Source organism: Blastocatellia bacterium (assembly GCA_025054955.1).
In the GTDB taxonomy this organism is placed as follows: domain Bacteria; phylum Acidobacteriota; class Blastocatellia; order HR10; family J050; genus JANWZE01.
In genome coordinates, this window is the sequence record JANWZE010000133.1 from 1 (window position 1) to 24,408 (window position 24,408).

General features: G+C 55.8%; 17 protein-coding genes. 12 read left to right on the plus strand and 5 right to left on the minus strand.

Features of this window, described 5'->3' with window-relative positions:
* From NZ823_16335 to NZ823_16350, 4 genes are all read left to right on the plus strand, one after another.
* A partial coding sequence (locus tag NZ823_16335) for a hypothetical protein (protein MCS6806695.1) occupies positions 1 to 236 on the plus strand: 236 nt, incomplete at its 5' end.
* Positions 237 to 474: 238 nt separating this feature from the next.
* Complete coding sequence (locus NZ823_16340; protein MCS6806696.1) at positions 475 to 2,025, plus strand: cyclic nucleotide-binding domain-containing protein; 1,551 nt, start codon at positions 475 to 477, stop codon at positions 2,023 to 2,025.
* Between the two features lie 8 nt (positions 2,026 to 2,033).
* Positions 2,034 to 2,972, plus strand: a complete 939-nt coding sequence (locus NZ823_16345) for a hypothetical protein (GenBank protein ID MCS6806697.1) — start codon at positions 2,034 to 2,036, stop codon at positions 2,970 to 2,972.
* A gap of 45 nt (positions 2,973 to 3,017) precedes the next feature.
* Entirely contained in the window at positions 3,018 to 4,328 is a 1,311-nt protein-coding gene (locus NZ823_16350; GenBank protein ID MCS6806698.1) for a hypothetical protein, read from the plus strand.
* 190 nt (positions 4,329 to 4,518) lie between these two features.
* On the opposite strand, the gene NZ823_16355 is transcribed toward NZ823_16350, so the two are convergent.
* A complete protein-coding gene (locus tag NZ823_16355; protein MCS6806699.1) occupies positions 4,519 to 5,715 on the minus strand; it encodes a pyridoxal phosphate-dependent aminotransferase in 1,197 nt (398 codons plus the stop codon).
* A gap of 80 nt (positions 5,716 to 5,795) precedes the next feature.
* A complete protein-coding gene (gene coaD, locus NZ823_16360) occupies positions 5,796 to 6,299 on the minus strand; it encodes a pantetheine-phosphate adenylyltransferase (protein ID MCS6806700.1) in 504 nt (167 codons plus the stop codon).
* Between the two features lie 180 nt (positions 6,300 to 6,479).
* Between coaD and prfB the strand changes: the two genes are divergently transcribed.
* Together prfB and NZ823_16370 are read left to right on the plus strand one after the other, a co-directional pair.
* A protein-coding gene (gene prfB / locus NZ823_16365) for a peptide chain release factor 2 (protein ID MCS6806701.1) occupies positions 6,480 to 7,617 on the plus strand; the annotation gives its coding sequence in 2 pieces (ribosomal slippage) (positions 6,480 to 6,548 and positions 6,550 to 7,617; 1,137 coding nt in all).
* A 1-nt stretch (position 7,618) separates the two neighbouring features.
* Positions 7,619 to 10,123: a DNA translocase FtsK 4TM domain-containing protein gene (locus NZ823_16370; GenBank protein ID MCS6806702.1), complete on the plus strand. Its 2,505-nt coding sequence runs from the start codon at positions 7,619 to 7,621 to the stop codon at positions 10,121 to 10,123.
* Between the two features lie 182 nt (positions 10,124 to 10,305).
* Here NZ823_16370 and NZ823_16375 read toward each other — a convergent pair whose 3' ends face one another.
* From NZ823_16375 to NZ823_16385, 3 genes are all read right to left on the minus strand, one after another.
* Positions 10,306 to 12,051, minus strand: a complete 1,746-nt coding sequence (locus NZ823_16375; protein ID MCS6806703.1) for a phosphoenolpyruvate carboxykinase (GTP) — start codon at positions 12,049 to 12,051, stop codon at positions 10,306 to 10,308.
* Positions 12,052 to 12,280: 229 nt separating this feature from the next.
* Positions 12,281 to 13,486 (minus strand): dihydrolipoyllysine-residue succinyltransferase, encoded by a 1,206-nt coding sequence (gene sucB, locus NZ823_16380; protein ID MCS6806704.1) that lies wholly within the window; start codon positions 13,484 to 13,486, stop codon positions 12,281 to 12,283.
* 16 nt (positions 13,487 to 13,502) lie between these two features.
* On the minus strand, positions 13,503 to 16,295 hold the full coding sequence (locus NZ823_16385; GenBank protein ID MCS6806705.1) for a 2-oxoglutarate dehydrogenase E1 component: 2,793 nt from the start codon (positions 16,293 to 16,295) through the stop codon (positions 13,503 to 13,505).
* 247 nt (positions 16,296 to 16,542) lie between these two features.
* On the opposite strand from NZ823_16385, the gene cysS reads away from it, so the two are divergent.
* The 6 genes from cysS to NZ823_16415 all read left to right on the plus strand — a co-directional run bounded on the left by cysS (position 16,543) and on the right by NZ823_16415 (position 24,343).
* A complete protein-coding gene (gene cysS / locus NZ823_16390; protein ID MCS6806706.1) occupies positions 16,543 to 17,937 on the plus strand; it encodes a cysteine--tRNA ligase in 1,395 nt (464 codons plus the stop codon).
* A complete protein-coding gene (locus NZ823_16395; GenBank protein MCS6806707.1) occupies positions 17,938 to 18,984 on the plus strand; it encodes a flippase-like domain-containing protein in 1,047 nt (348 codons plus the stop codon).
* On the plus strand, positions 18,981 to 19,454 hold the full coding sequence (gene rpiB / locus NZ823_16400; protein MCS6806708.1) for a ribose 5-phosphate isomerase B: 474 nt from the start codon (positions 18,981 to 18,983) through the stop codon (positions 19,452 to 19,454). The genes NZ823_16395 and rpiB overlap by 4 nt, the downstream gene beginning before the upstream one ends.
* A complete protein-coding gene (locus tag NZ823_16405) occupies positions 19,451 to 20,725 on the plus strand; it encodes a serine hydroxymethyltransferase (GenBank protein ID MCS6806709.1) in 1,275 nt (424 codons plus the stop codon). The genes rpiB and NZ823_16405 overlap by 4 nt, the downstream gene beginning before the upstream one ends.
* A 121-nt stretch (positions 20,726 to 20,846) precedes the next feature.
* Positions 20,847 to 22,529 (plus strand): carboxypeptidase-like regulatory domain-containing protein, encoded by a 1,683-nt coding sequence (locus NZ823_16410; protein MCS6806710.1) that lies wholly within the window; start codon positions 20,847 to 20,849, stop codon positions 22,527 to 22,529.
* Positions 22,530 to 22,777: 248 nt separating this feature from the next.
* A complete protein-coding gene (locus NZ823_16415; protein MCS6806711.1) occupies positions 22,778 to 24,343 on the plus strand; it encodes an aldehyde dehydrogenase family protein in 1,566 nt (521 codons plus the stop codon).
* The last annotated feature ends 65 nt before the right edge of the window (positions 24,344 to 24,408 follow it).

Genomic DNA, 24,408 nt, shown 5'->3' on the forward strand with positions numbered 1-24,408 from the left:
AGGCGCCATTTCCTTTTTACACGCAGGTACGATTAGTTCCGCGACGGATTCACGTGTCGCTGTTAAATCTCTGGAAATTGCTCGGCATTCAGTTTCTCATCAATCTTGATCAACGGTTTCCCTCGATGCGCTTCCTGCGGCGGTTTTGGGAGCATTATTTGAGCTTCATCATACGTGGCAAAGAAATCTACTACGAGTTTGAGGTCGTCAAGGACGCTTCTGACCGGTTGAGGTAGTCGCATTTTACGTGTTGGGAAATTTAATGCCGAATCTGCATAAGAAATCGGAAACCGCTGCTTGGGAAGGCCTGGTTTTCTCTTCATGTCACTTCATCAAACATGGCGTTTCTTCGGACTATTGGTATTGTCTGACCAGGAGTTGCCGATACGTGGAGCCCCACTGGCATGTTGCTTGACTTCGCTAGGGGCGATTGATAGACTCCGGCTGGGTTATTAGCCAAGGAGCGCCGACCGTATGCCGAAAGCACTGACGCAGGCAACGCTCGAGTATGGTGAGCCGCTGACCCCTGAGGAGCTCTTGCAAATTCCTATCTTCCAGGAAGTCGCTCGCACGTTCCTCGAGAAGAATCAAGGGTCAGTCGTGCGACGGCGGTTCAAGAAGGGCGAGATCATCTGCCGGGAAGGGGAATATGGCTCAACCGCCTTCTACCTGCTGAAAGGCCGTTGCGAAGTGTTTATTTCGTCACCGATCGCTCACGTCAAGAGCCGGAAAGAGGAAGGACGCGGCACGGGCTTCCTGGGGCTTGTTCGCAAGTTCACCAGCGCGTTGGTTGGCCGTCAAGAGCGTCCCCGTGAGGACGGCGTGAGGCAGCAATACATTCCCCTTGATGCTCCATTCGATGTGACGCTGGCTAATCCCGTCGGCATGTTTGGTCCCGGCGATCTATTCGGCGAAATGACTTGCTTGAGCTTTTACCCACGTTCGGCGACCGTGCGCGCCGCTGAGGATTGTGAGCTGCTGGAGATGTTGCGCAACGTGCTGGATTATCTTTACAAGCGCACCAAGACGCTCAAGCAACAACTGGATGATGCCTACCGCTTGCGGGCTATGGATAATCATCTGCGCAGCGTGCCGATCTTCGCGCAGTTGAGCGATGAGTTCATGGATCATTTGCGCCGGCGCGTTGAATTGCTGCGTTTGGAGCCAGGGGAAGTCATCTGTCGAGAAGGCGAGGTGGCCGATAGCTTCTATTTGGTTCGGCTGGGCTTTATCAAAGTGTCGCAACAGCGCCCTGGCGGCGAATTGGTATTGGCCTATCTAGGACGCGGGCAATTTTTCGGCGAAATGGGCTTGCTCACCGGCGAAGCGCGAACGGCCACGTGTCAGGCGCTGGATCACGCTGAAGTTGTCAAAATCAGCAAACAGGACTTCGGCCTGATGCTGCAACGATTCCCTGATGTTCGCGCCCAACTGGAAGCCGAAGCCGCTCGCCGCAAGCAGGCGACACAACTGATTGCGCAATCAGCGCCGGGCGTGCCGCTGGACGAATTTTTAGAGCAAGGATTGATGGAGGCGCAAAACGTGTTGCTCATTGATCTGGAGCGGTGCACACGTTGCGATGATTGTGTGCGCGCCTGCGCCGCTGCGCACGATGGCATCACACGGCTTGTTCGGGATGGGCTGCGCTATGACAAATATCTGGTGGCGACCTCCTGTCGCTCATGCCTCGATCCTGTCTGCATGATCGGCTGCCCGGTCGGTTCGATCCGTCGTCGTGAGACATTGGAAATCGTCATCGAAGATTGGTGTATCGGCTGTGCATTGTGCGCCAAGCAATGTCCCTACGGTAATATCAACATGCACGAATTTGAGCAGTTGGCGCCGGACCCAGAGCACCCCGGTCGCCAGAAAGCGGTTGTGGAAAAGAAAGCCACGACTTGCGATTTGTGTTTGGGATTAGCCGAACCCAGTTGTGTCTATGCCTGTCCGCATCAAGCGGCGTTGCGCGTCAACCCGCGTGAATTTTTCTCTCAACAACTGATCTCGCTTCGCCGCTCACCATAGGTCATCGGATGCTGATTGATCAGACTCACAAGGTGTGGATTCGCTGGACGGTGCTGCTGGCCGTCATCGCCACAGCCGCCTACATTCCGTATCATCTACTGTCGCTCAATGGGCCGTCTGGCGGCAGTTGGCCAGGCTTGATCTATGGCATCGCGGGATCGGCATTGATGCTCTATGCGGGGTTGCTCAGTCTCCGTAAGAAAATTCCTACGTGGCGCATCGGGCGAGCCGAAACGTGGATGCGCGGCCACCTGTGGCTGGGTTTGTTGAGTCTGCTGTTGATCTGCTTTCATGCCGGATTTCGTTTTGGCGGACCATTGACAACGGTGTTAATGTGGTTGCTGATAGGAATCATCCTCAGCGGCGTCTGGGGGCTGGCGCTGCAACAATTCTTGCCACGCCTGATGATGACTCAGGTTCCGGCGGAAACGATATATGAACAGATTGATCACGTCGTTGAGCAGTTAATTCAGGCGACCGATAGTTTGATTGAAGAAGTTTGCGGGCCGCTTGGCCTGCCGACGGAGGAGGCGGCGACCACGACGGTGGCTGCCGCCGTCGTTAAATCGGAAGGAGTGGTTAAGGGCAGGGTCGTTAAGAGTAAAACGAAACGAGCGAGCGGTGAACCCGTTGCCGGCAGTGAGCCATTGAAAGAATTTTACCTGACCGAGGCGCGACCCTTCCTTCAACATGGATCGGCTCGTCTGAGTCGGCTCGGTCAGGCCAAGCCGGCTGCTACATTGTTTGATCATCTGCGGACGTTGCTGCCGACGTCACTGCATCAGACTGTTGATGAATTGGCCGCCGCGTGCGATGAGCGGCGGCAACTGAGCTTGCAGGTCCGCTTGCACCATTGGTTGCATGGGTGGCTGTTTGTGCATGTGCCGCTCTCCATGGCCGTGTTGGTGCTCACCATCTGGCACATTGTCATGGCGCTGCGGTATTGATCCGATAATGGAGACACGTGCTGAGCGAGTCGGTCAGGTTTCATTATGGCGCGCGAACGAACGACGAAAGAGTTAGCCGAACGCATTGACTTGAACTATTTCAAGCGACCTCATCCGCTGCGTGTTCGGCTGCGGCAGACGATCATCGCGTCGGCGCTGCTGGCGGCCCTGTGGTTGATGGTGGAAACAACGCGAGGCCGTCAGCAAGCCTACTTACCTGGCCCGGTTTCTCTGAGCCACAAGATGTTTGAAGGTGATTGTCAGCAGTGTCATGCGCCAAACCAGCAAGGTATCTATTGGCGGCGCGTGTCTGACCAAGCGTGCTTGCGGTGTCATGATGCGCCGGCTCATCACGCGACGCAGACCTTCACGCCCGGCTGCGCCAGTTGCCACGTTGAACATCAAGGCGACGTCGTCCTAACCCGCATGAGCGACCGCCATTGCACGCAATGTCACGCCAGCTTGAAGACGACCGGGGCGTCGTCTCATGCAACTGCCTGTTTAGCTGTTGGGCATACGATTGAGCCAGCGGTTAGTGACTTCAGCCGTCGTCACCCTGAATTTGCCGTGTTGCGGGCGCGTGTGCCAGACCCGGCCAGGATCAAGCTCAATCATCAGGTTCATTTGAAACCGGACTTGAAGCATCTGGACAAACTCAAAGATCGCTCTCATGTAATTATTCGCGATGGCCGTGCGACGTTGGCCTGTAGTTACTGCCATCAACCTGATAGCCAGCGAGCTTACATGCAGCCGATCAATTACGAAAAGCATTGTATGGAGTGTCATCGGCTGGAGTTCAGCGCTCGCTTGCCGGGCGTGGTTGTGCCGCATGAGAAAGTCGAGGTGGTGATCGAGCACGCGCAGGATCGGTTGAGCCAATATGTAATCGAGCACCCCGAAGTGATCAATCAACGCCAGATCGAGTTGATTCGTCGGCTGCCGGGCCAGTCCCGATACGAGCAACTGCCGACGACGCCGCGCGCGTGGGTTGACCGGGAGATGGAAGATGTCAAGAAGTTGTTGTTTCGCAAGACCTGCGTTGAGTGTCACGAGCTGGAGATGAAAGAGCAGGCGTTACCGGCAGTCAGACCGCCCAATATTCCGGTTCGGTGGATGGTGCATAGCGCCTTTAGTCATCAGGCGCATCGCGCGCTGAGCTGCGTTGCCTGTCATACACAAACGCCGTCGAGCCAAAAGACGAGCGATGTGCTGATGCCCGGTATCGAGTCGTGCCGACAATGCCATAGTCCCGCTGGCGGCGCCGATTTTCGCTGCGCTCAATGCCATACGTATCATGACAAAAGCAAGGAACGCTCGCTGGAAGGCGCCGCCACGATTGAACAATTGCGACGCTGAGCGATGTTGGCCGAACCCCGATTTCATCGCCATCACAGCGCAACGAGCAAGGAAAAGATCGAGTGTAATACCATTAGTCCGGAGAAAAGCCATTCTTGAGCCAGAAGCCAGGGGCAAGGAGCCAGGGGCATAATACCAATAGTCTAGAGAAAGGCCGTGTTTGAGTCACTTTATCGCGTGTCGAGAGCTTTCACAAACTTTCGATAAACGCGCGGATTTGCTCAACGCCGCGTTCCAACGCCTCCATCGAGTTGGCGTAGGAAATGCGCAAGTAGCCTTCGACGCCGAATGCGGAACCCGCGGTCAAGGCGACGTGGAAGTCTTCGAGTAATCTGAGTTGAACTTCATCCGATGTCTGCAGTGGCCCGTTGGCCAGCAAGTGTTTGATATTGACAAAGGCATAGAACGCGCCGTCCGGCATGTCGCAGTGAATGCCCGGCAGTTGATTCAGCGCCGGTATGAGGTAATCACGCCGGCGGCGGTATTCGTTCAGCATTGCTTCAACTGGTTCACGCGGGCCACGCAAGGCAGCCAGGGCGGCCTTTTGTGAGATAGACGTGGGATTGGATGTAGAGTGACTGGCCACCTTGACCATCTCGTCAATCCACGCTTGTGGACCGAGCGCGTAGCCGAGTCGCCAGCCGGTCATGGCATAGGTTTTTGATAACGAGCCGCAGATCATGAGATGGGATCGTAGCTCGTTGGGCAACTGACCGGCGCAGAACCGAACAGCGGGTGGATAGACGAACTCACGGTAGCATTCATCAGCGATGATATAGAGGCCGTGCGCCACAGCCGTTTCTACGATCTGCCGATAGGTTTCTGGAGGGATCACCCGTCCGGTCGGATTGCACGGGGAATTGAGGATCAGCAGGCGTGATCGGGGCGTGATGTGAGCCTGCACCAGGTCAGCGGTCAGATGAAAGCCCGTTGGTTCCGTATCAATGTAGACGCTGCGGCCTTGGGCAAACGCAACGATTTCAGGAAATGTGACCCAATAGGGCGAGGGAATGAGCACCTCATCGCCAGGGTTGATCAGCGAAACGATCGCGTTGAAGATGGCCTGCTTGGCTCCGGCTGTGGCAATGACCTGAGCTGGCGTATACTCGACCTGATATTCTGCATAAAGAGATTCGACAATCGCTTGTTTCAGCTCCGGAATGCCGGCAGCCGGCGTGTATTTTGTGAAGTTGTCGGCAATCGCTTGTTGAGCGGCCTGCTTGATATGGTGAGGCGTCGGGAAGTCTGGCTCGCCGGCGCCCAGGTCAATGACTTGAATGCCTTGAGCGCGCAGACGGGCCGCCGCTTGAACGACCAACAGCGTTGAGGAGGGTTGCATGTGACTGACACGCTGCGAACGGGGGAAAGGGGTTGACTGACTCATCATTGGTGATCCTTATTGGTTCTTGCTTGATTACAGGCGACATCGGCGTGGGAAAAGGTTGACTGACTCATCCTCGGTGATCCTTATTGACTCGGTTTGAGCAGATTCAATGACTGATATTTCTCGCGCATGCGTTGCTGAACAACGTCGGGAACTAGCCCGTCCACCGAGCCGCCCAATAAGAAGACCTCTTTGACCAACTGCGAACTCAGATACGAGTATTGTTCAGCCGTGAACAGGAAGATGGTCTCGGTATTCGGATTCAAGCGCCGATTCATCAGCGCCATTTGCATCTCGTATTCATAATCGGAGATGGCACGGATGCCGCGAATAATCGCAGTGGCTTGCTTCAACCGAGCGTATTCAACCAACAAGCCCTCGAACGAATCAATCGTCACGGCTGGCCAGCGATTCACCTGTTGGAGCATGGCGATCCGTTCCTCAACCGTAAAGAGTGGGGCTTTGGTCGAATTTCTCAAAATAGCGATGATCACCTCGTCAAATAGCTTGACGGCTCGATCAATCACGTCCAGATGCCCGTTGGTGACAGGATCAAATGATCCAGGATAAATGGCACGTCGTTTCATGGTCTGACCTCTCAGGCCAACCGGTGGGGCTTCTTGTGAAGCCTCATGCCGGCGGTGGCGGCTTGATCCTCACGCGAAATCCCCGATTGGCGGTCCCAAGTGTGAATGGCTGTATTGCATGAGGCAGCATTTTAAGATACTCTATTGGCACACAGCAAATTTTTTGAGGACAGACGAGCCATGATAGATGAGATACGAGCAACATACGAACCGCTGAAGCTCAAGTTTGATGAGCTGCGGAGGTTTCTTTGACGTTGAGTCCAAGCGGGAGCAGTTGCATCGGCTGGAGCAAATCATTGCCCAACCCGATTTCTGGAACGATCAAGCGCGCGCGCGCCGCCTGCTGACCGAGCGGAGCCGGCTGCAGGCGGATATTGAGCAGGTGGAGCGGTTCGAACGGATGCTCGGTGACATTGACGTGCTGTTTGAATTAGCTGGCGAGGATGAAACGCTGCTGAATGAATTGCGTCAGACAGTAGCTCAGTTGCAGCGCGAGTTGGCCGACGCGGAGGTTCGCTCCATCTTGTCCGGCGAGATGGATCGTAGCAACGCCATCGTCACGATCAAGCCCGGCGCCGGCGGCACTGATGCTCAGGATTGGGCTGAGATGCTGTTGCGGATGTATCTGCGCTGGGCCGAAAAAGCCGGCTACAAAACAGAATTGCTGGACCAACAGCCAGGTCAAGAAGCCGGGATCAAATCAGCAACGTTTCGCGTCGAAGGCGATTACGCCTACGGGTATTTGAAGGCCGAAGCCGGCGTCCACCGGCTGGTGCGCTTGTCACCGTTCAACATCGCGCAAAGCCGCGAGACGAGTTTTGCCTCAGTGTTTGTCACACCGGAGATTGCCGATGATGTGCAAATTGACATCAACGAAGCCGACCTCAAGATAGACACATTCCGTTCCTCCGGCGCCGGCGGCCAGCATGTCAATAAGACGGAATCGGCCGTTCGCATCACGCACTTGCCGACAGGCATCGTTGTCTCCTGTCAGAATCAGCGTTCGCAGCATCAGAACCGCGAGGTGGCAATGCGGGTATTGCGCTCGCGGCTGTATGAGCTGGAGATGGAAAAACGCGCTGCTGAAAAAGAGAAGCTGGAATCCACCAAACGGGAGATCAGCTTCGGTTCGCAGATTCGCAGCTACGTGTTGCATCCTTACAAGCTCGTCAAAGACGTGCGAACCAAGTACGAAACGAGCGACGTGGATGCTGTGCTCGATGGTGAGCTGGATGGTTTCATTCGCGAGTACCTGCTTTCACAGCGCAACGGCGCTTCTGTTGTGACCGAACAGGTCTGGTCAACGCAATCGAAGTAACATGGCAAGATCGGCTGTTAAACTGTCGCCTAGCCAACCCACGCCACCCTCTGCGACCAGCCATCGGCGTGCTGATGAGCTGGTCGGAATTGGGCTGCTGGTGATGTCGTTGGCCTTGTTGTTGAGCTTGATCAGCTTCAACCCGCAGGATGCCGCCTGGAACGTGGCTGCGCCAGCGCATCAAACAAGCAATTGGATTGGCAAAGCTGGCGCCTACGTGGCTGATGTGGTTCTTCAAACGTGTGGTTTGACCGCCTACCTGTTGCCATTGTTTTTCCTCTATCTGGGCTGGCTCAAGTTGCGTAGCCGCGATGTCCGGGCTGTGATGACCCGTTCGCTTGGGTGGATGGCTTGCTGTCTGTCGTTGGCTGCCTTGCTGGCATTGTTCTTCCCCAGCACGTTTGTATTTGAGAATATTCGGGTCGGTGGACTGCTCGGATTGCTCGTCGCCACGGGACTGGCCTCGTACTTAAACACGGTTGGCGCCGCGTTGGTTTTGGTGACGGCGCTCCTGCTAATGCTGATTGTCACTGCCAATATCTCGTTTGTCGAACAAGTAGACCGGTTGCTGCCGCGCCTGTCTCAGCTTGTGAGACGGTGGAAGCTGCCGACGCTCTCACCGTCTACCTGGCAGACTCTCACTGAGCAGGTTGAGCATGAGCTGTTGCTTGATGAATCACTTGATTCGGCTGTGAGTCCGCCACGAGTCAGAACTGAGCAATCACCATCAGAGCGAACAAAGCCCGCACAAGCAGCCTCGCCGCCCATCGTGCCATCAGGGGCAGCCAAAGCGTCAACCCCGCAGACCAAGTCTGCAACGCCGTCGCCGGCCGCTGATGTACCTGTTGCGGGTGACGTGGCCAGCAGCGCCCAGGCCGTGCCGTCACCTGTTGAAACGCCGTTGAAGACGGAAGTAGCCCAGATGTTGTCAACGGCAACCATACAGTCCAGGCCCGAAGAGAAGCCCTCGGAGGCTGCTCACAAAGCAGAAAGGCTGACCAAATCGGCGAAATCGGCGTTCATACTGCCATCGGTCAATCTGCTCAAAGAGCCAGTTCATACTCCTGAGTCAACCGAGCAGGAGCAGCAAGAGCTGCTGCGACGAGCTCAACAGTTGGCGTTGCGTTGCAGTGAATTTTCTGTGACCGGACAGGTACAGCAAATCAGTCCAGGACCAGTGGTCACTACATTTGAGTTCAAGCCTGACCCCGGCGTCAAGTATAGCCGCATTACCAGTCTGGCTGATGATTTGTGTCTGGCGCTGGAAGCCGAGCATATCCGCATAGACCGCATCGCCGGCAAGTCAACGGTTGGCATTGAGGTGCCAAACAAGCATCCTGAGATTATTTATTTGCGGGAACTGATCGAATCGCGCAAGTATCAAACGTCACGTTCCAAGCTGACCATCGCGCTGGGGAAATTGATTGACGGCAGCATTTACATCACTGATCTGGCGCGCATGCCGCATCTGCTGATTGCTGGCGCGACCGGCGCTGGCAAATCCATGACGTTGAACGCCATCATCTGCTCCTTGTTGTACAAGGCCACACCCGATGAGGTGCGGTTCATTTTGATTGACCCGAAGCGATTAGAATTGGGCCTCTATGAAGGTATTCCTCACCTGCTGACGCCGATCGTCATGGACCCCAAACGAGCGGCCAATGCGCTGAAGTGGGCTGTCAGTCAAATGGAGGATCGGTACCGGCTGCTGGCCAGCGTCGGCGTGCGCAACATTGATCAGTTTAACAAAGAAGTGCAAACCTCAGGCGGACGATTGTTGCTCAGCGATGAATCGGAGCGCGCTGAACTGAAGCCGCTGCCTTACATTGTCATCATCATTGACGAATTGGCCGATCTCATGATGGTTGCCTCCAACGACGTTGAGACCTCTATTACGCGACTGGCTCAAATGGCTCGCGCTGTCGGGATTCATCTGATCCTCACGACGCAGCGCCCCTCGGTTGACGTGATCACCGGCTTGATCAAAGCCAATTTCCCCTGCCGGATTGCCTTCCGCGTCGCCAGCAAAATAGATTCGCGGACAATCATTGACACCAATGGCGCTGAACAACTGCTGGGTCGTGGCGATATGTTGTTCTTGCCGCCGGGGACGGCACGGCTGGTCCGGGTTCACGGCGCGTATGTAGACGAGGCAGACATCAACGCAATCGTGGATTTCGTCAAGTCGCAAGCCGCGCCGGAGTATGACGAGAGCATCCTGATGTCCGAAAAAGAGCGTCAAGAGCTGGCTGAGGGTGCCAGCGGTGCGCGCGATGAGCTGTATCATGAAGCATTGAAGATCGTCGTGCAGATGGGACGCGCATCAACCTCTGTGCTACAACGCCGCTTGCGTATCGGCTATGGTCGCGCTGCCTCGATCATTGATGCGATGGAGCGCGATGGTTTTGTCGAACCGGCCAATGGCATGAAGCCGCGCGCCGTCACCAGCGCCGCGAAGGAATTTTACGCGCGGTTGATGGAGATGGAACAAGAGCAAGCAGAGTGACAACCCACAGTATTCGCGCGGGCTTGACCGTGCAATGCAGGCATCGTGTCCACTCATCCACAGAGAGACTCAACACGCTGATCGGTAAGAAGTGCGCCTGTTGATCGTGTTCGCTCACCCGCAGGTAGAGCAGCGAGCGGGCCGGTTTCAGTGGCTGCAACTGTCAACCGGGCGTCGGCTCATCAGCTCAGCCGCTTGAGCAGTCGCGCATGTTCGTCCCACATCTGAGTTGGCAGGCGGTTGCCCAGCCGCTTGAAAAACTCACCGATGGCGCCGGCTTCTTCTTTCCATGCCGCGCGATCAACGGCAAGCAGTTGTTGGAGCGTTTCTCGGGAAATATCCAGGCCTTCGCAATCGAGCGCGGCCGGCGTGGGGATATACCCTATCGGTGTTTCCACCGCCTCGCCGCGATCATTGACGCGGTCAATGATCCACTTCAGCACACGCAAATTTTCGCCGAAGCCAGGCCATAGGAATTTGCCACTCTCGTCTGTGCGGAACCAGTTCACATGGAAAATTTTTGGCATCCGCCAAGAGCGGGCGCCCATCGTCAGCCAGTGGCGTAGGTAATCGCCCATGTTATAGCCGCAGAATGGGAGCATAGCCATCGGGTCGCGTCGTACAACGCCGACGGCGCCGGTTGCTGCCGCTGTCGTTTCCGAAGCCATGCCAGCGCCGACAAACACGCCATGCTGCCAATCAAATGACTGGTACACAAGCGGTGCCAATCGAGCTCGCCGTCCGCCAAAGATGATCGCTGAAATCGGCACGCCCTGCGGGTTCTCCCATTCGGGGGATATGCTGGGGCATTGCGCCGCCGGCGCGGTGAAGCGAGCGTTGGGGTGAGCGGCTTTGCTGTTGTTGCCGGGTTTCCAAGGCTTGCCGCGCCAATCAATGGCTTGCTCTGGAGGTTCGCTCATACCTTCCCACCACGGCGTTCCATCCAGGGTCAGCGCCGTGTTGGTGAAGATCGAGTTGGATGACAGCGTCAACATGGCGTTCGGATTCGTCTTCATGCTGGTTCCCGGCGCTACGCCGAAGAATCCGGCTTCCGGATTGACAGCCCAGAGTCGTCCGTCCGCCCCAATTCGCAACCACGCAATGTCGTCACCAACTGTCCAGACTTTGTAGCCGTTGAGCGCCGCAGGTGGGATCAACATCGCCAGATTCGTTTTTCCGCAGGCGCTGGGGAACGCGCCCGTCATGTAGGTGACTTGCCCATCCGGCGCTTCGACGCCGACGATCAACATGTGTTCAGCCATCCATCCTTCGTCACGGCCTTCCACGCTGGCAATGCGCAGCGCATGACACTTCTTGGCAAGTAACGCATTGCCTCCATAGCCTGAGCCGATGCTCAGGATCAGCCTCTCATCAGGCAGGTGACAGATGTAGCGACGTTCCGGGCTCAAATCGCCCAGCGAATGCAGCCCTCTAACAAAATCGCTCGAGTTGCCCAAATGCTCCAGCGCCACCCGACCCATCCGTGTCATGATGCGCATATTGACCACGACGTAGGGACTATCCGTAATCTCCACGCCGACGCGCGCAAACGGCGAACCCACAGGCCCCATCAGATACGGCACGACATACATGGTTCGGCCTCGCATCGAACCGTCGTAGAGCTTGCAGATACGCTGGCGAACTTCCTCCGGCGACATCCAGTTGTTGGTTGGGCCAGTATCCTCTCGATGCGGCGTGCTGATGAACGTCAGATGCTCGGTCCGTGCTACATCAGTTGGGTCACTTCGGTGCAAATAGCAGTTGGGATATTTCTCATGATTGAGCGGGATCAATGTCCCGGCGTCAGTCATCTCCCGAATGAGCTTGTTGTATTCTTCGTCGGAGCCGTCACACCAATGAATGCGATCAGGATGAGTTTGTGTGGCGACCTCGTTAACCCACCGCGTGAGCGTCGTGTTTGTTGCCATGAGTAGCTCCTCTTTGAGCCGGTTATTCTAGCGAGGCCATCGAAGTTAATCAAATTGCCTGCGCCCTGGGTTCCGCTCAGGACGAGCGACGAGCAGGCGAGGCCCGCTGGGCGATTTGGCGAGTGTCCACACCGGCTTGCTACTTACCAGCCCATCCCCACGCGCGGTGGGGAGAACGATACTGTCCGATTTGGCGAGTGTCCACACCGGCTTGCTACGCGTTCAACAATCACGTTTCCAGGAAGAGTGACTCTGGGTCTTCGATGAGCTGTTTCACCCGCATGAGGAAGCGCACGGATTCCCGCCCATCCACAATACGATGATCGTAGCTGAGCGCGACATACATCATCGGGCGAATGACGACTTGCCCGTTCATCGCAATCGGCCGCTCTTCGATCTTGTGCAGGCCCAGGATGCCGACCTGTGGCGGATTCAAAATCGGTGTGCTGAGCATCGAGCCATAGACGCCGCCATTGCTGATGGTGAATGTTCCGCCGCGCAGGTCGTCGAGCGTCAGGGTTCCGTCTTCGGCTTTTTGCGCGAATCCCTTGATGGCTTTTTCGATCTCAACAATTGACATGCGGTCGGCGTCGCGAAGCACCGGCACGACCAAGCCCTCTGAAGCGCCAATCGCCACGCCGATGTCGTAGTAACGCTTCAGCACGATTTCGTCGCCTTGAATTTCAGCATTCAGTTGTGGAATCTCTTTCAACGCGCCGATCACCGCTTTGACGAAAAACGAGACGATCCCCAATCCGGTCCCGTACCGCTGTTTGAAAATTTCTTTGCGGCGGTTGCGAATATCAATGACAGCGGTCATATCCACTTCATTGAAGGTGGTCAGCATGGCCGCCGTGTGCTGAGCTTCGACCAGACGACGAGCAATCGTTTGTCGCCGGCGAGACATGCGCACACGTTCTTCCAGCGCAGAGCGATCAGTGGTCGGCGATTGAAGGGTTGGCTGTGGCTGGCGCTCGGTGGTGTGCAGTGGTGGTGGCGGCGGCGACGGCGATGGCGGCAGTCCTGCCGCGATACTCAGATTGTGCTCGTAAGCGTATCGTCGAGCAGTGGGCGTGGGACGCGCGGCAACGATGATCGGCGGCGGTGGTGATGGCCCCGCTTGTGCAGGCGGCATGGCGGCTGGCTCGGCGACAATTCTTGAGTCATCTTTCATTGGCGAGGTGAGTGAGGCAACCGGCATCTCCTCGACGATGCCGAGCACATCACCAATACGAACATCTTCGCCGGCTCGGCGCTCAATGCGGGCGAGGATGCCAGCGTGTTCCGACCCCACTTCCAGATTGACCTTATCGGTTTCCAGTTCTACGAGCGGTTCACCAGCCGCAACAGGTTCGCCCTCTTGTTTCAACCAACGAGAGACTGTGGCTTCGACAATGGATTCGCCTAGCTCAGGCACAAGGATTTGAATCGCCATAGGCTGTTCTCCATACTCAGGTCATTTTTAGCCAGACACGCTCATCTGTGCTTACACTCGAATCAAGGCGCAGTGCCTGCTGAATCAATGCCTGTTGGTTCATGATGTGCCAGGCCATCGAACCTTCCGAAGGGCTGGCGCTGGCCGGACGACCAATATACCGTAGCGGGCAACAACCTTCGATCAGCGCCAGCAGACGCGGCCTGGCGAACGTCCAAGCTCCCATATTCTCCGGCTCTTCTTGCAGCCAGACAATCTCTTCCACCTTGGCATATTGTTGTATGAGCTGGCGAAGCTCTATCGTCGGAAACGGATAAAGCTGCTCGACGCGGGCGATGGCAATGGACGCGTTGTCAGATTGTGACCGGCTGGCCATCAGGTCCACATAGACTTTTCCACTACAGAGAATCAGCCGGCGGATGCGTTCGGGTTGTTGCCGAGCGTGTGGGTCGTCAATGACCGGTTGCCACTGACCTTGCACAAAATCACGCGGGCAAGAGGCCACCAGCGGATGACGCAACAGGCTCTTGGGCGTCATCACGATCAGCGGCAGTGGGTCCGTTTCTAGCAGATGCGCCTGCCGGCGCAACAGGTGAAAATACTGCGCGGCGCTGGTACAGTTGGCCAACCGCAGATTGGTTTCGGCTGCTAGTTGGAGGAACCGTTCGATACGGCCTGAAGAATGATCCGGCCCTTGGCCTTCATACCCATGCGGCAGCAGCAAGACAAGTGATGGCGTTTGTCCCCATTTGGCTCGAGCTGAGACAATGAACTCGTCAATCACCACCTGAGCGACATTGATGAAGTCGCCGTATTGCGCTTCCCACAGCACGAGCCGCCGGGGCGCTTGCACGTTGTAACCGAACTCAAAAGCCACCGTCGCGACTTCTGACAAAGGGCTGTTGTGAACTTCAAACGCTGCGTTGGCTTGCGGCAGCGCTTGCAGCGGCACGAAGCGTTGACCAGTTTGAACGTCATAGAAGACGCAATGACGCTGACTGAATGTGCCCCGTTCGACATCCTGACCGGTCAGTCGAATCGCGATGCCATCGGCCAAAATCGTCGCAAACGCCAGTTGTTCGGCCCACGCCCATTCAATCGAGGGGGTATCCAGCTCGTCCAATAGATGGTGTCGTCGTTGCATCGCCCGCGCAATTTTCGGATGGAGCTCAAACCCCGTTGGCGCCTCCAGCAGCGAGTGGTGAAGCTGGCGCAACAGCTCCAGCGAAACGGCTGTCTCCACGCGACGCGCGGCTCCGGGTGGCGGTGGCGCCGGCTTAGGTTCGACCAGATCATGTTCAGGTTTGAGTGATTCCATCACCTGCTGAAGGGCATCCATGTGACGCCGTACCATGCTATCGGGCGTTTCCGCCGAAATCAGTTGACGTGAACGCAGCCTTTCAGCCCACTGCTGGCGAACGGTTGGATGACGAGCGATACGCTGATACATCAACGGTTGCGTGAAACTCGGCTCATCCCCTTCATTGTGGCCATGACGGCGATACCCAACGAGGTCAATGAGGAAGTCCTTGGAGAAACGCGCGCGAAAAGCGACAGCCATTCGCGCAGCCTCAATGCAGGCTTCTACGTCATCAGCATTCACATGAACGATAGGAATTTGGAACCCTTTGGCCAGATCGCTTGCGTAAAGCGTGCTGCGGCCAGACTCAGCAGGCGTTGTATAGCCCAATTGATTGTTGGCGATGATGTGAATCGTGCCGCCGGTGCTGTAGCCGGCCAGACGCGACAGATTCAACGTTTCGGCAACGACGCCCTGCCCAGGGAACGCTGCATCGCCGTGAATCAAGATAGGCAGCGTCTTCATACTATCAAATTGCGGTGCGCCCGCCGCCTCAGCCCTGGTGCCCGCCGCGCGAGCCATGCCTTGGATAACCGGGTTGACAAATTCCAGGTGGCTGGGATTCGGCGCCAGGCTGATGGTCAGATCAACCTGCTGGCCCTCGCCAATCGCCCGCCGCGCGCCTTTGTGATATTTGACATCGCCTGTCCAGCCGGCATATTCACGAATATCATGCGCGATCGGGTCTTTGAATTCGGCCAGGATTTGCCGGTAAGGTTTGTTCAAAACATGGGCCAGAACGTTTAACCGACCACGATGCGCCATGCCAATCAGGATGTGATGAATTTCCAGTTCGGCTGCCTCACCCACCAGTTCATCCAAAATCGGAATCAGCATATCCAGGCCTTCAATGGAGAAGCGCGTCTTGCCAGGGAAGACGCGGTGAAGGAATTGCTCGAAGGCTTCCACTTGTGTGAGTCGGTCAAGCAACTGAATCGGATCGAACGGATCATAAGGGGGACGAAAGCGTCTGGATTCGGTCATCTGACGAAGCCACTGGCGTTCTTCCGGGACACGCAGGTGAGCAAAATCGTATCCGCTGCTGGAGCAATAAATCTGACGCAAGGCGCGTATAGCATCGAGCGCAGTAGGCGATTGCTCACCGAGCGGGCCGTCAATAATCTGACCGGGAAGCTGTTGCAGGTCATGTTCAGTTAGGTTGTATGTTCCGAGTTCCAGCTCAGGATCGCCGCGCGGGGGACTGCCAAGCGGGTCTAGTTGAGCCGCGAGGTGGCCGAACTTGCGAATCGCTTGAGCCAGGTTGACAGCGGCCACAATTTTTTCGGGAACGGCCGCGGCCACCTGTTGCATCCCGTCGTCGGCCGGTTGCCAGTGATCGAAGACGGCGCGAATCGCCGGATCAACCGAGAGTGGATCATGACGGTATCGCTCATAAAGTTCGAGCACGTAACCGGCATTGACCCCGTGAAATTCTTTCCAGAGATTCATGGCCGATGAATCATAACGCAAACCGAATCCATGTCAAAGCGGGCCAACGACTGCGTTGTGCCATTCTTTCTGGGTTGACGCGACGGGTTCATGTTGATCGCAAGAGATGCTTGACAGCACAGCGAGATCCTACTGGCTGTCATTTGACAGCGTTCAAGCAAAATAGTATGTTCACTGCCTATCGGCATATCACAGGATTATTGGCTGTGCAATGGAACCAGACTTCAAGAGAAGCAGGACGTGATATATGTTGAGGGTTCATAATACACTGACGGGAAAACTCGAAGAATTTAAACCGCTGGACGGGCACACAGTGCGCATGTATTCATGCGGATTGACTGTCTATGATTATGGCCACATCGGTAATTTCCGCACGTTCGTCTCCGTGGACGTTCTACGGCGGTATTTGAAATACAAGGGCTACAAGCTCATCCACGTGATGAATTATACCGATGTGGATGATAATACGATCAACCGCGCACACCGCGAAGGCGTCTCGCTACGCGAGTTGACCGAGCGATATATTGAAGCGTTCCTTCAAGACATGAAGACGCTCAACCTGGAGCAGCCGGAGATCATGCCGCGCGCCACAGAGCATATTCCTGAAATGGTGGAGCTGGTCAAACGGCTGCAAGCGAACGGTCACACCTACACCGCCGACGGCTCAGTTTATTATCGTATCGCCACATTTCCTGAATACGGGAAACTCTCCAAGATCAACCTGGCCGGCAATCGGCCTGGGGCGCGCATTGATGCCGATAAGTATGACAAGGAAGACGCTCGCGATTTTGTGCTGTGGAAAGCGCGCAAGGAAGAGTATGAAGCTTACTGGGAGACGGAGATTGGCGTTGGGCGACCCGGCTGGCATCTGGAGTGCTCGGCCATGTCCATGAAATATCTGGGCGAGACGTTTGATATTCACTGCGGCGGCGTTGATCTGATCTTTCCGCACCACGAGAACGAAATTGCCCAAAGCGAGGGCGCCACGGGACAGCCTTTTGTGCGGTACTGGTTGCATACCGAATTCCTCCAAGTTGAGGGCGAGAAGATGTCCAAGTCGCTGGGCAATTTTTATACGGTGCGCGATTTGGTTGATCGTGGGTTTGATCCGATGGCCATCCGCTACGCGCTGTTGTCGGTGCCATACCGTAAGCAACTGAATTTCACTTTTGACGGACTCCGCGCAGCCGAGAATACGCTGCGGAGTCTGCGCGATTTCCGCTGGGCCTTGCGGCAGGCGCACTGCCAGCCCGGTTCGCACCCGGCTATCGCGGCAGCCGTCCAGAAAGCGCAGGATGACTTCGAGGCCGGCATGGATGATGATTTGAACACGGCGCAGGCGCTGGCGGCCATTCATAAGCTGGTGCGCGATGTGAACATTGTGCTGACGCGAGGCGAACTGCGCGATGATGATCGCCACGCCGTCCTTCAGGCGCTCGACCGCTTCGATACAGTGCTGGGTGTGCTCGGAGAGGAGCAGGCGCAGATGCTTGACAGCGAGATCGAGGCCTTGCTACGAGAACGCGCGCAGGCCCGCGCCGCCCGTGATTTCGCTCGCGCCGATCAAATCCGCGATTTGCTGACGGCGCGCGGCATCATCCTCGAAGACACCAAACAAGGCACGCGGTGGAAGCGCAAATAGATGAACAAGTGGCTTTGGCTTGGACTCAAAATGGTGGTCAGCGCGGCCCTGCTCTTCGTGGTGCTGCGCCGCGTGGAAGCAGCTCAACTGCGAGCCATTTTGCATCAAGCGCACGTCGGTTACTTGGCCATCGCCGTCGGGCTTTATTGCCTGGGGCAACTGATGTGCGCGTATCGTTGGAAAATCCTGATGCAGCCGGTTGGACTGAACCTCTCATACGGACAAGCGGCGAGCTTGTACTTTCTTGGTATGTTCTTCAACCTATTCTTCCCAACGATGGTTGGCGGCGACGTGGTGAAAGTCTATTACGTAACGCGGGAAGGCAGCGATGTGCCGCGAGCCACCGCCAGCGTGTTGATGGACCGTATCAGCGGGCTCTGTGCGCTGCTTTTGTTGGCGGTCGTAGTGGCTGGCGTCGCTGACGTGCGCTTCCTGCAGACGCCGCTATTGCCGCCCTTGCTGGGAATCTTTTTGTTGTTTGGTGCAGCCACCTTCACGTTGTTTCACGAACCGGCCTATCGGTGGCTTGCCAGTCTGTTTGAACGGTGGCGCGTGCGCAGGCTGGTGAACTTGACCGAGCAATTTCATCAAGCGTTCGCTTCGTATCGGCAATCGGTCGCTCCCGTCATCTTCGCCGTCGTGCTATCGCTGGTGTTTGATGTGGCGCTGATCAGTTTTGCTTATGTGGCCGCAGCGGCCATCGGCTGGCCGGTCGCGTTCAAGTATTTTTGTGTGTTCATTCCACTGATCGCCTTGATTGGCATGATTCCCATCACAGTGTATGGATTTGGCCTGCGTGAGTATTCATTCGTCTTCTTTTTCTCGCAGGTTGGCATGTCACAGGAGGCGAGTTTGCTACTGGCATTTCTGTTTTTCTTCATCGTTGTTGTAGCCAGTTTGCCGGGAGCTATCATTTACGTGGTTTACCGTACAAGTGGCGCAGCTTTGCCGATACCAAAGACACCTCACACAGAACCCTCGAACCATTGCTTGCCTGCCACACCGATGTACGATAACATTGCTTCCCACCAACAGGAGCGATCATGAAAGTAGTGGTTGCTAGCGACCATGCCGGTTATGAAGTCAAAGAGAAGATCAAGAAAATTCTCGACGACATGAACCTCACTTATGAAGACCTTGGAACGGATTCAACTGAGGCCGTAGATTATCCCGATTTCGCTGCGCGTGTGGCCACGGCAGTATCTGAAGGTCAGGCCGACCGCGGCGTACTCGTGTGTGGCACCGGTATCGGTGTATCCATTGCAGCCAATAAGTATCGCGGCGTGCGAGCTGCTCTGTGCCACAATGCCGAAACGGCGCGATTGAGCCGTGAGCACAACGACGCCAACGTGCTGGCCGTAGGCGCACGAACGACCCCGTTGGAAGACATTGACGCGGCGGTTCGTACATTTTTCACTACTGAATTTGCCGGCGGTCGCCATGCCCGCCGTGTGGAGAAGATCAATCAAATTGAAGAGAACAACGGATTGTCCACAAACGCGGAGAACATGTCATGAACGAGAGATTCAATCGCCCACTGTGTGAAGTTGACCCCGAAGTCTACCGGGCCATTCAACAAGAAATACGGCGGCAAGCCGGCGGCCTGGAATTGATCGCTTCGGAAAATTTCGTCAGCGAAGCCGTGCTCGAAGCAATGGGTTCGGTCTTCACCAACAAGTATGCCGAAGGGTATCCAGGCCGACGCTACTACGGCGGCTGTGAATTTTCCGACGTGGTCGAATCACTGGCGATTGAGCGAGCCAAGCGACTGTTTGGCGCTGAACACGTCAATGTTCAACCATACTCAGGTTCACAAGCGAACATGGCGGTCTACCTGACCGTGTTGAAGCCCGGCGATACGATCATGGGAATGAATCTGTCGCATGGCGGCCACCTGACACATGGGCACCAACTGAATTTCTCCGGCAAATACTTTAACGTGATCCCGTACGGCGTCGACAGAGAGACCGAAAGAATTGACTTCAATGAATTGGCGCGGCTGGCTCACCAACATAAACCGAAAATGATCGTCTGCGGCGCGAGCGCCTATCCACGTGTGATTGACTTTGCCCGCATTGCTGAAATTGCCAAGGAGGTTGGGGCAGTGGTTATGGCCGACATCGCGCACATTGCCGGATTAGTGGCTGCCGGCTACCATCCCAGTCCGATTCCCTATTGCGAGTTTGTGACCACAACAACGCATAAGACGCTTCGCGGCCCACGCGCCGGCATGATCATGTGCAAAGAAGCTTACGCCAAGGAACTGGACCGCGTCGTCTTTCCCGGCATTCAAGGTGGGCCGCACGTTCACATCATGGCTGCCAAGGCGGTCGCGTTCAAAGAAGCGTTGCGTCCGGAGTTCAACGATTACCAAGCCCAAATCATCAAAAACGCGCAAACACTAGCTGAGGAACTGGCCCGCGCCGGTTATCGAATCGTTTCCGGCGGCACCGACAATCACCTCTTGTTAGTAGATGTTTTCTCCAAAGGCATCACCGGCAAAGCGGCTGAAAAAGCGTTGGACGCCGCCGGTATCACGGTCAACAAGAACACTATTCCATTTGACACCAATCCGCCGCTTGTGGCCAGTGGCATTCGGTTGGGAACGCCCGCGCTGACGACGCGTGGCATGAAAGAGCCGGAGATGCGCATCGTGGCCGGATTGATCGCTGAAGTGCTGGATCAGATTGATAGTGAGCAAACACGACAATCAGTTCGCCGTCGCGTGCAAGAACTCGGCGAGCAATTCCCCTTGTATGCCCATCGGCTCGACGCTGACTTCGCCTGATAGCCTCGACTCACTGGCTCAAGGCTCAATGAGCCAGTGAGGCGTGCTCGAATAAGAAAACCTGAAACCAACGGTAAAGCTCATCGTTTGATCGGGTGAAACTGTTTATCAGGAGGTGTATATGAAGGGCAAGATATTATGGCTCAGTTTGTTTTTGCTATTAGTGAATAGCTTCGTTCCCAACGTGATGGTATCCGTGCCTGGACAAGAATCGAGCACTCAGGCGAAGGCCAAAATTTCCGGGCGGGTGCTCACGGCATCGGGTAAGCCGTTACCCGGAGCAACTGTCAACATCGGTGGGGCCGGTGGCGACAAGGCCTTTGCCAAAACCGATCAGACCGGACACTACACCCTGGAAGTTGAGCCGGGTACCTACAGCGTTTGGGCCGAGCACAACGGCTACGTCACGGTGTGGTACAAGCTCGAAGGCGCCACCGGAAAGCACACGCCGTTAACGTTGGAGGCCGGCCAGAGCGTGTCCAATGTGGATTTTCGACTAAAGAAGGGCGGCGTCATCACGGGGCGCATCCTGGATGAATACGGTGAACCCTTGATTGGCCAGAGGGTGATGGTCATCCCCAAAGACAAAGAGGAAAATCGCCCGACCATGTCGTCTTGGATACCGATGATGACTGATGACCGGGGTATCTATCGCATCTACGGGCTGAGCGCGGGTTCCTACTATGTCGGTGTGCAACGGGAAGAGCAGAAAATTGTGCGCCTGGGGGCTGGCCTAGCCCGTATTCCAGAGCAAGCACAGACGACGTACTACCCTGGTGTGAGCCTGCTGTCGGAAGCAACTGAGGTGCTGGTGACCGAAGGGGCAGAAACGACCGGCATTGATTTCAAACTCAAACCCACTCGTGCAGAAGGGCTGCGGATTTTTGGTCGTGTGACCAATCAATCCGGACAGCCAGTGGATGGGGCGATGGTGTGGATCATGCCGTCGGAGCGCTCCGGACCCATTATGCCAAACCAGGTGTTTTGCGATGGGAACGGACAGTATGAGATCAAAGGATTGCAACCCGGCAAGTATGTCGTGCAAGCGGTCAACACACGGATGTTTACCCAGCAAGAAGAAGGGACGGTTGCGCCCTTAGCCAAGGAGGTGACACTGGATAAAGAATCCCTCGAGTTAAACTTTCAATTTGAACGGGCGGCTGTGGTTTCCGGGCGCATTGTGCTTGAGGGGAATCGTGTGCCTCAAGGTGTGACGGAGTTTTATATAACCCTCCGCCCGTTCGGCGATACCCGTGTTTTCGGCAGCTTCCGTCCGGGCATCCCCGACAAGGGGGGCAACTTCACCATTAAATCGGTGCCAAGCGGCCAGTACCGTATTGAGGCATATCGGCGAGAGTCGCCGTATTATGTGAAGTTGGTCCTTGTTGGTGACGTGGATGTGCATCAGACAGGGCTCGTCGTTGAAGCTGGTAATGATGTCAGCGATGTTCTGATTATGCTATCGGAGGCCGGGGCTACACTCAAAGGGCGAGTTCTTGCCCAGAAGGGGCCGTTGCCGGGGGCATCGGTTTTCCTCACTGCTGTCGAGGCGTTGACCCTGCAACATCCTGAACTGGCCTTCACCACCAGTGCGGTGAGTGATCAACGTGGCCAATTTCAGATCAAGGCAATCCGTCCCGGGCGTTATTTCGTTTTCACCTTGAACGAAAGTCCACCGTGGAAAGGAACTGACGGTATGGCTGAGTTTTTGCGGAACCATCGCGAGCAGATTCAAGTCATCGAGCTGAAGGATGGTGAGACGAAGGAATTGGACCTGAAACCCCTGTTGATTAAAACGCCCTGAGGCACGCAACAACTGCCGACCGACGGAACAACGCGCCGCTTTTGTGACATGTGCCGAAGATTGCCCTCCAAAAGCTCGTTGTGACCGCCGACCGACAGAACGACAGGCCACTTTGTGACTGCCTGCTCGTCCACACGCTATGAAGCGACCCGGTTGGATGATGTTTTCCGTGGTCGCCGGGAGTGCGGGTAGTTGAAAAGAGCGTTATTGAGCGGATAAGATGTTTGTCTCTTGAGCGGAGGTGAATCATGTTACAGACCTTGCCACAACGGACGATTGTCTCTGTGAACCCAGCCACCGGCCAGGTCCTGGGCGAAGTGCCTATCTGTTCAGCCGAGCAGGTACAGCAGGCCGTCGCCTCGGCTTGGGCCGCTTATCCGGCTTGGGCCGGCTTGCGGTTTTCTCAGCGCGGAGACATCGTTCTTCGCGCTCGTCAGTATATTCTTGACCACCTGGAAGAGATCGTTGAGCTCGTCTACAAAGAAACCGGCAAACCAAAGACGGAGGCGCTTTCCTCTGACGTGATGGCCGTGCTGGACCTGATGACTTACTATGCTCGGATGACTGAGAAACTGTTGCGCTCGGAACGCATTCCGTTGGGCAAGTACGCAGTGATGGGACGATCATCGTATGTCAATTACAAGCCCCTGGGCGTCATCGGGATCATCTCTCCGTGGAATTTTCCGTTCACGATTCCGGTCGGGGAGGTGGTCATGGCCTTGATGGTGGGCAATACGGTGGTTTTGAAGCCGAGTGAGTATACCCCCCTGGTAGGACTGAAAATCGGCGAGATCTTTCGAGTAGCCGGACTGCCTGATGGTGTCTTGAATGTCGTGTGCGGCGATGGCTCAACGGGTGCTGCTTTAGCTGAGGCCAATGTTAGCAAAATCTTTTTCACCGGGAGCGTGGCCACAGGCCGTAAGGTGATGATGGCTGCTGCGAAGAATCTGACTCCTGTTGTCCTTGAACTGGGTGGAAAAGACCCGATGATTGTCTGTCGCGATGCCGACCTGGACGTAGCGTCGAGCGCGGCTGTCTGGGGAGCTTTTGCCAATTCGGGACAAATCTGTGCCTCGGTTGAACGATGTTACGTGGATGAAGCTGTGGCGGATGAGTTCATTGCAAAGGTGGTTGAGAAAACGCAGCAGTTGCGCCAGGGGCCAAGCGATCACTTGGATACAGATATTGGCTCATTGACCAATGAGAATCAGTTGAAGATTGTCGAACAGCAAGTCAACGACGCCATCAGCCGAGGCGCTCGAGTGCTTTGCGGCGGTCAGCGGAACCAGGCGCTTGGCGGCTATTATTTTCAGCCGACCGTGCTGACAAATGTGGATCACTCATTCGCGATCATGCGAGAAGAGACGTTTGGGCCGGTTTTGCCGATTATGACATTTAAGACAGAAGATGAAGCGGTCTACTGGGCCAATGATAGCTCGTATGGGTTAACAGCCTCGGTGTGGACCAGGGACATCAACCGCGGCAAAAGGCTCGCCGCTCGACTACAAGCGGGTACGGTGATGATCAACGAATGTGCTTATACCCACGCTCTTCCCCAAACACCCTGGGGTGGCGTTAAACAGAGCGGAGTTGGCCGGACCCATTCCAAATGGGGATTACTTGAAATGGTTCATATTGAACATATTCACGTCAATCGAATGGCTCACACCAAAGACCCCTGGTGGTATGGGTACTCTCCCTCGCTTTATCAGGTGTTGGTGGAGTTTTCTCGGAAATTCACCTCTCCCTCCTGGCTTGACAAACTAACCGTGCTGCCCACTTTACTTCGCGGGCAGCGACTGAGGAAACTTTGAGCCCGCTGTCAATTCGCCGTGAGTTTACAAGAATGGAAGCCGCATTGCTGAAACTTACTGCCGAC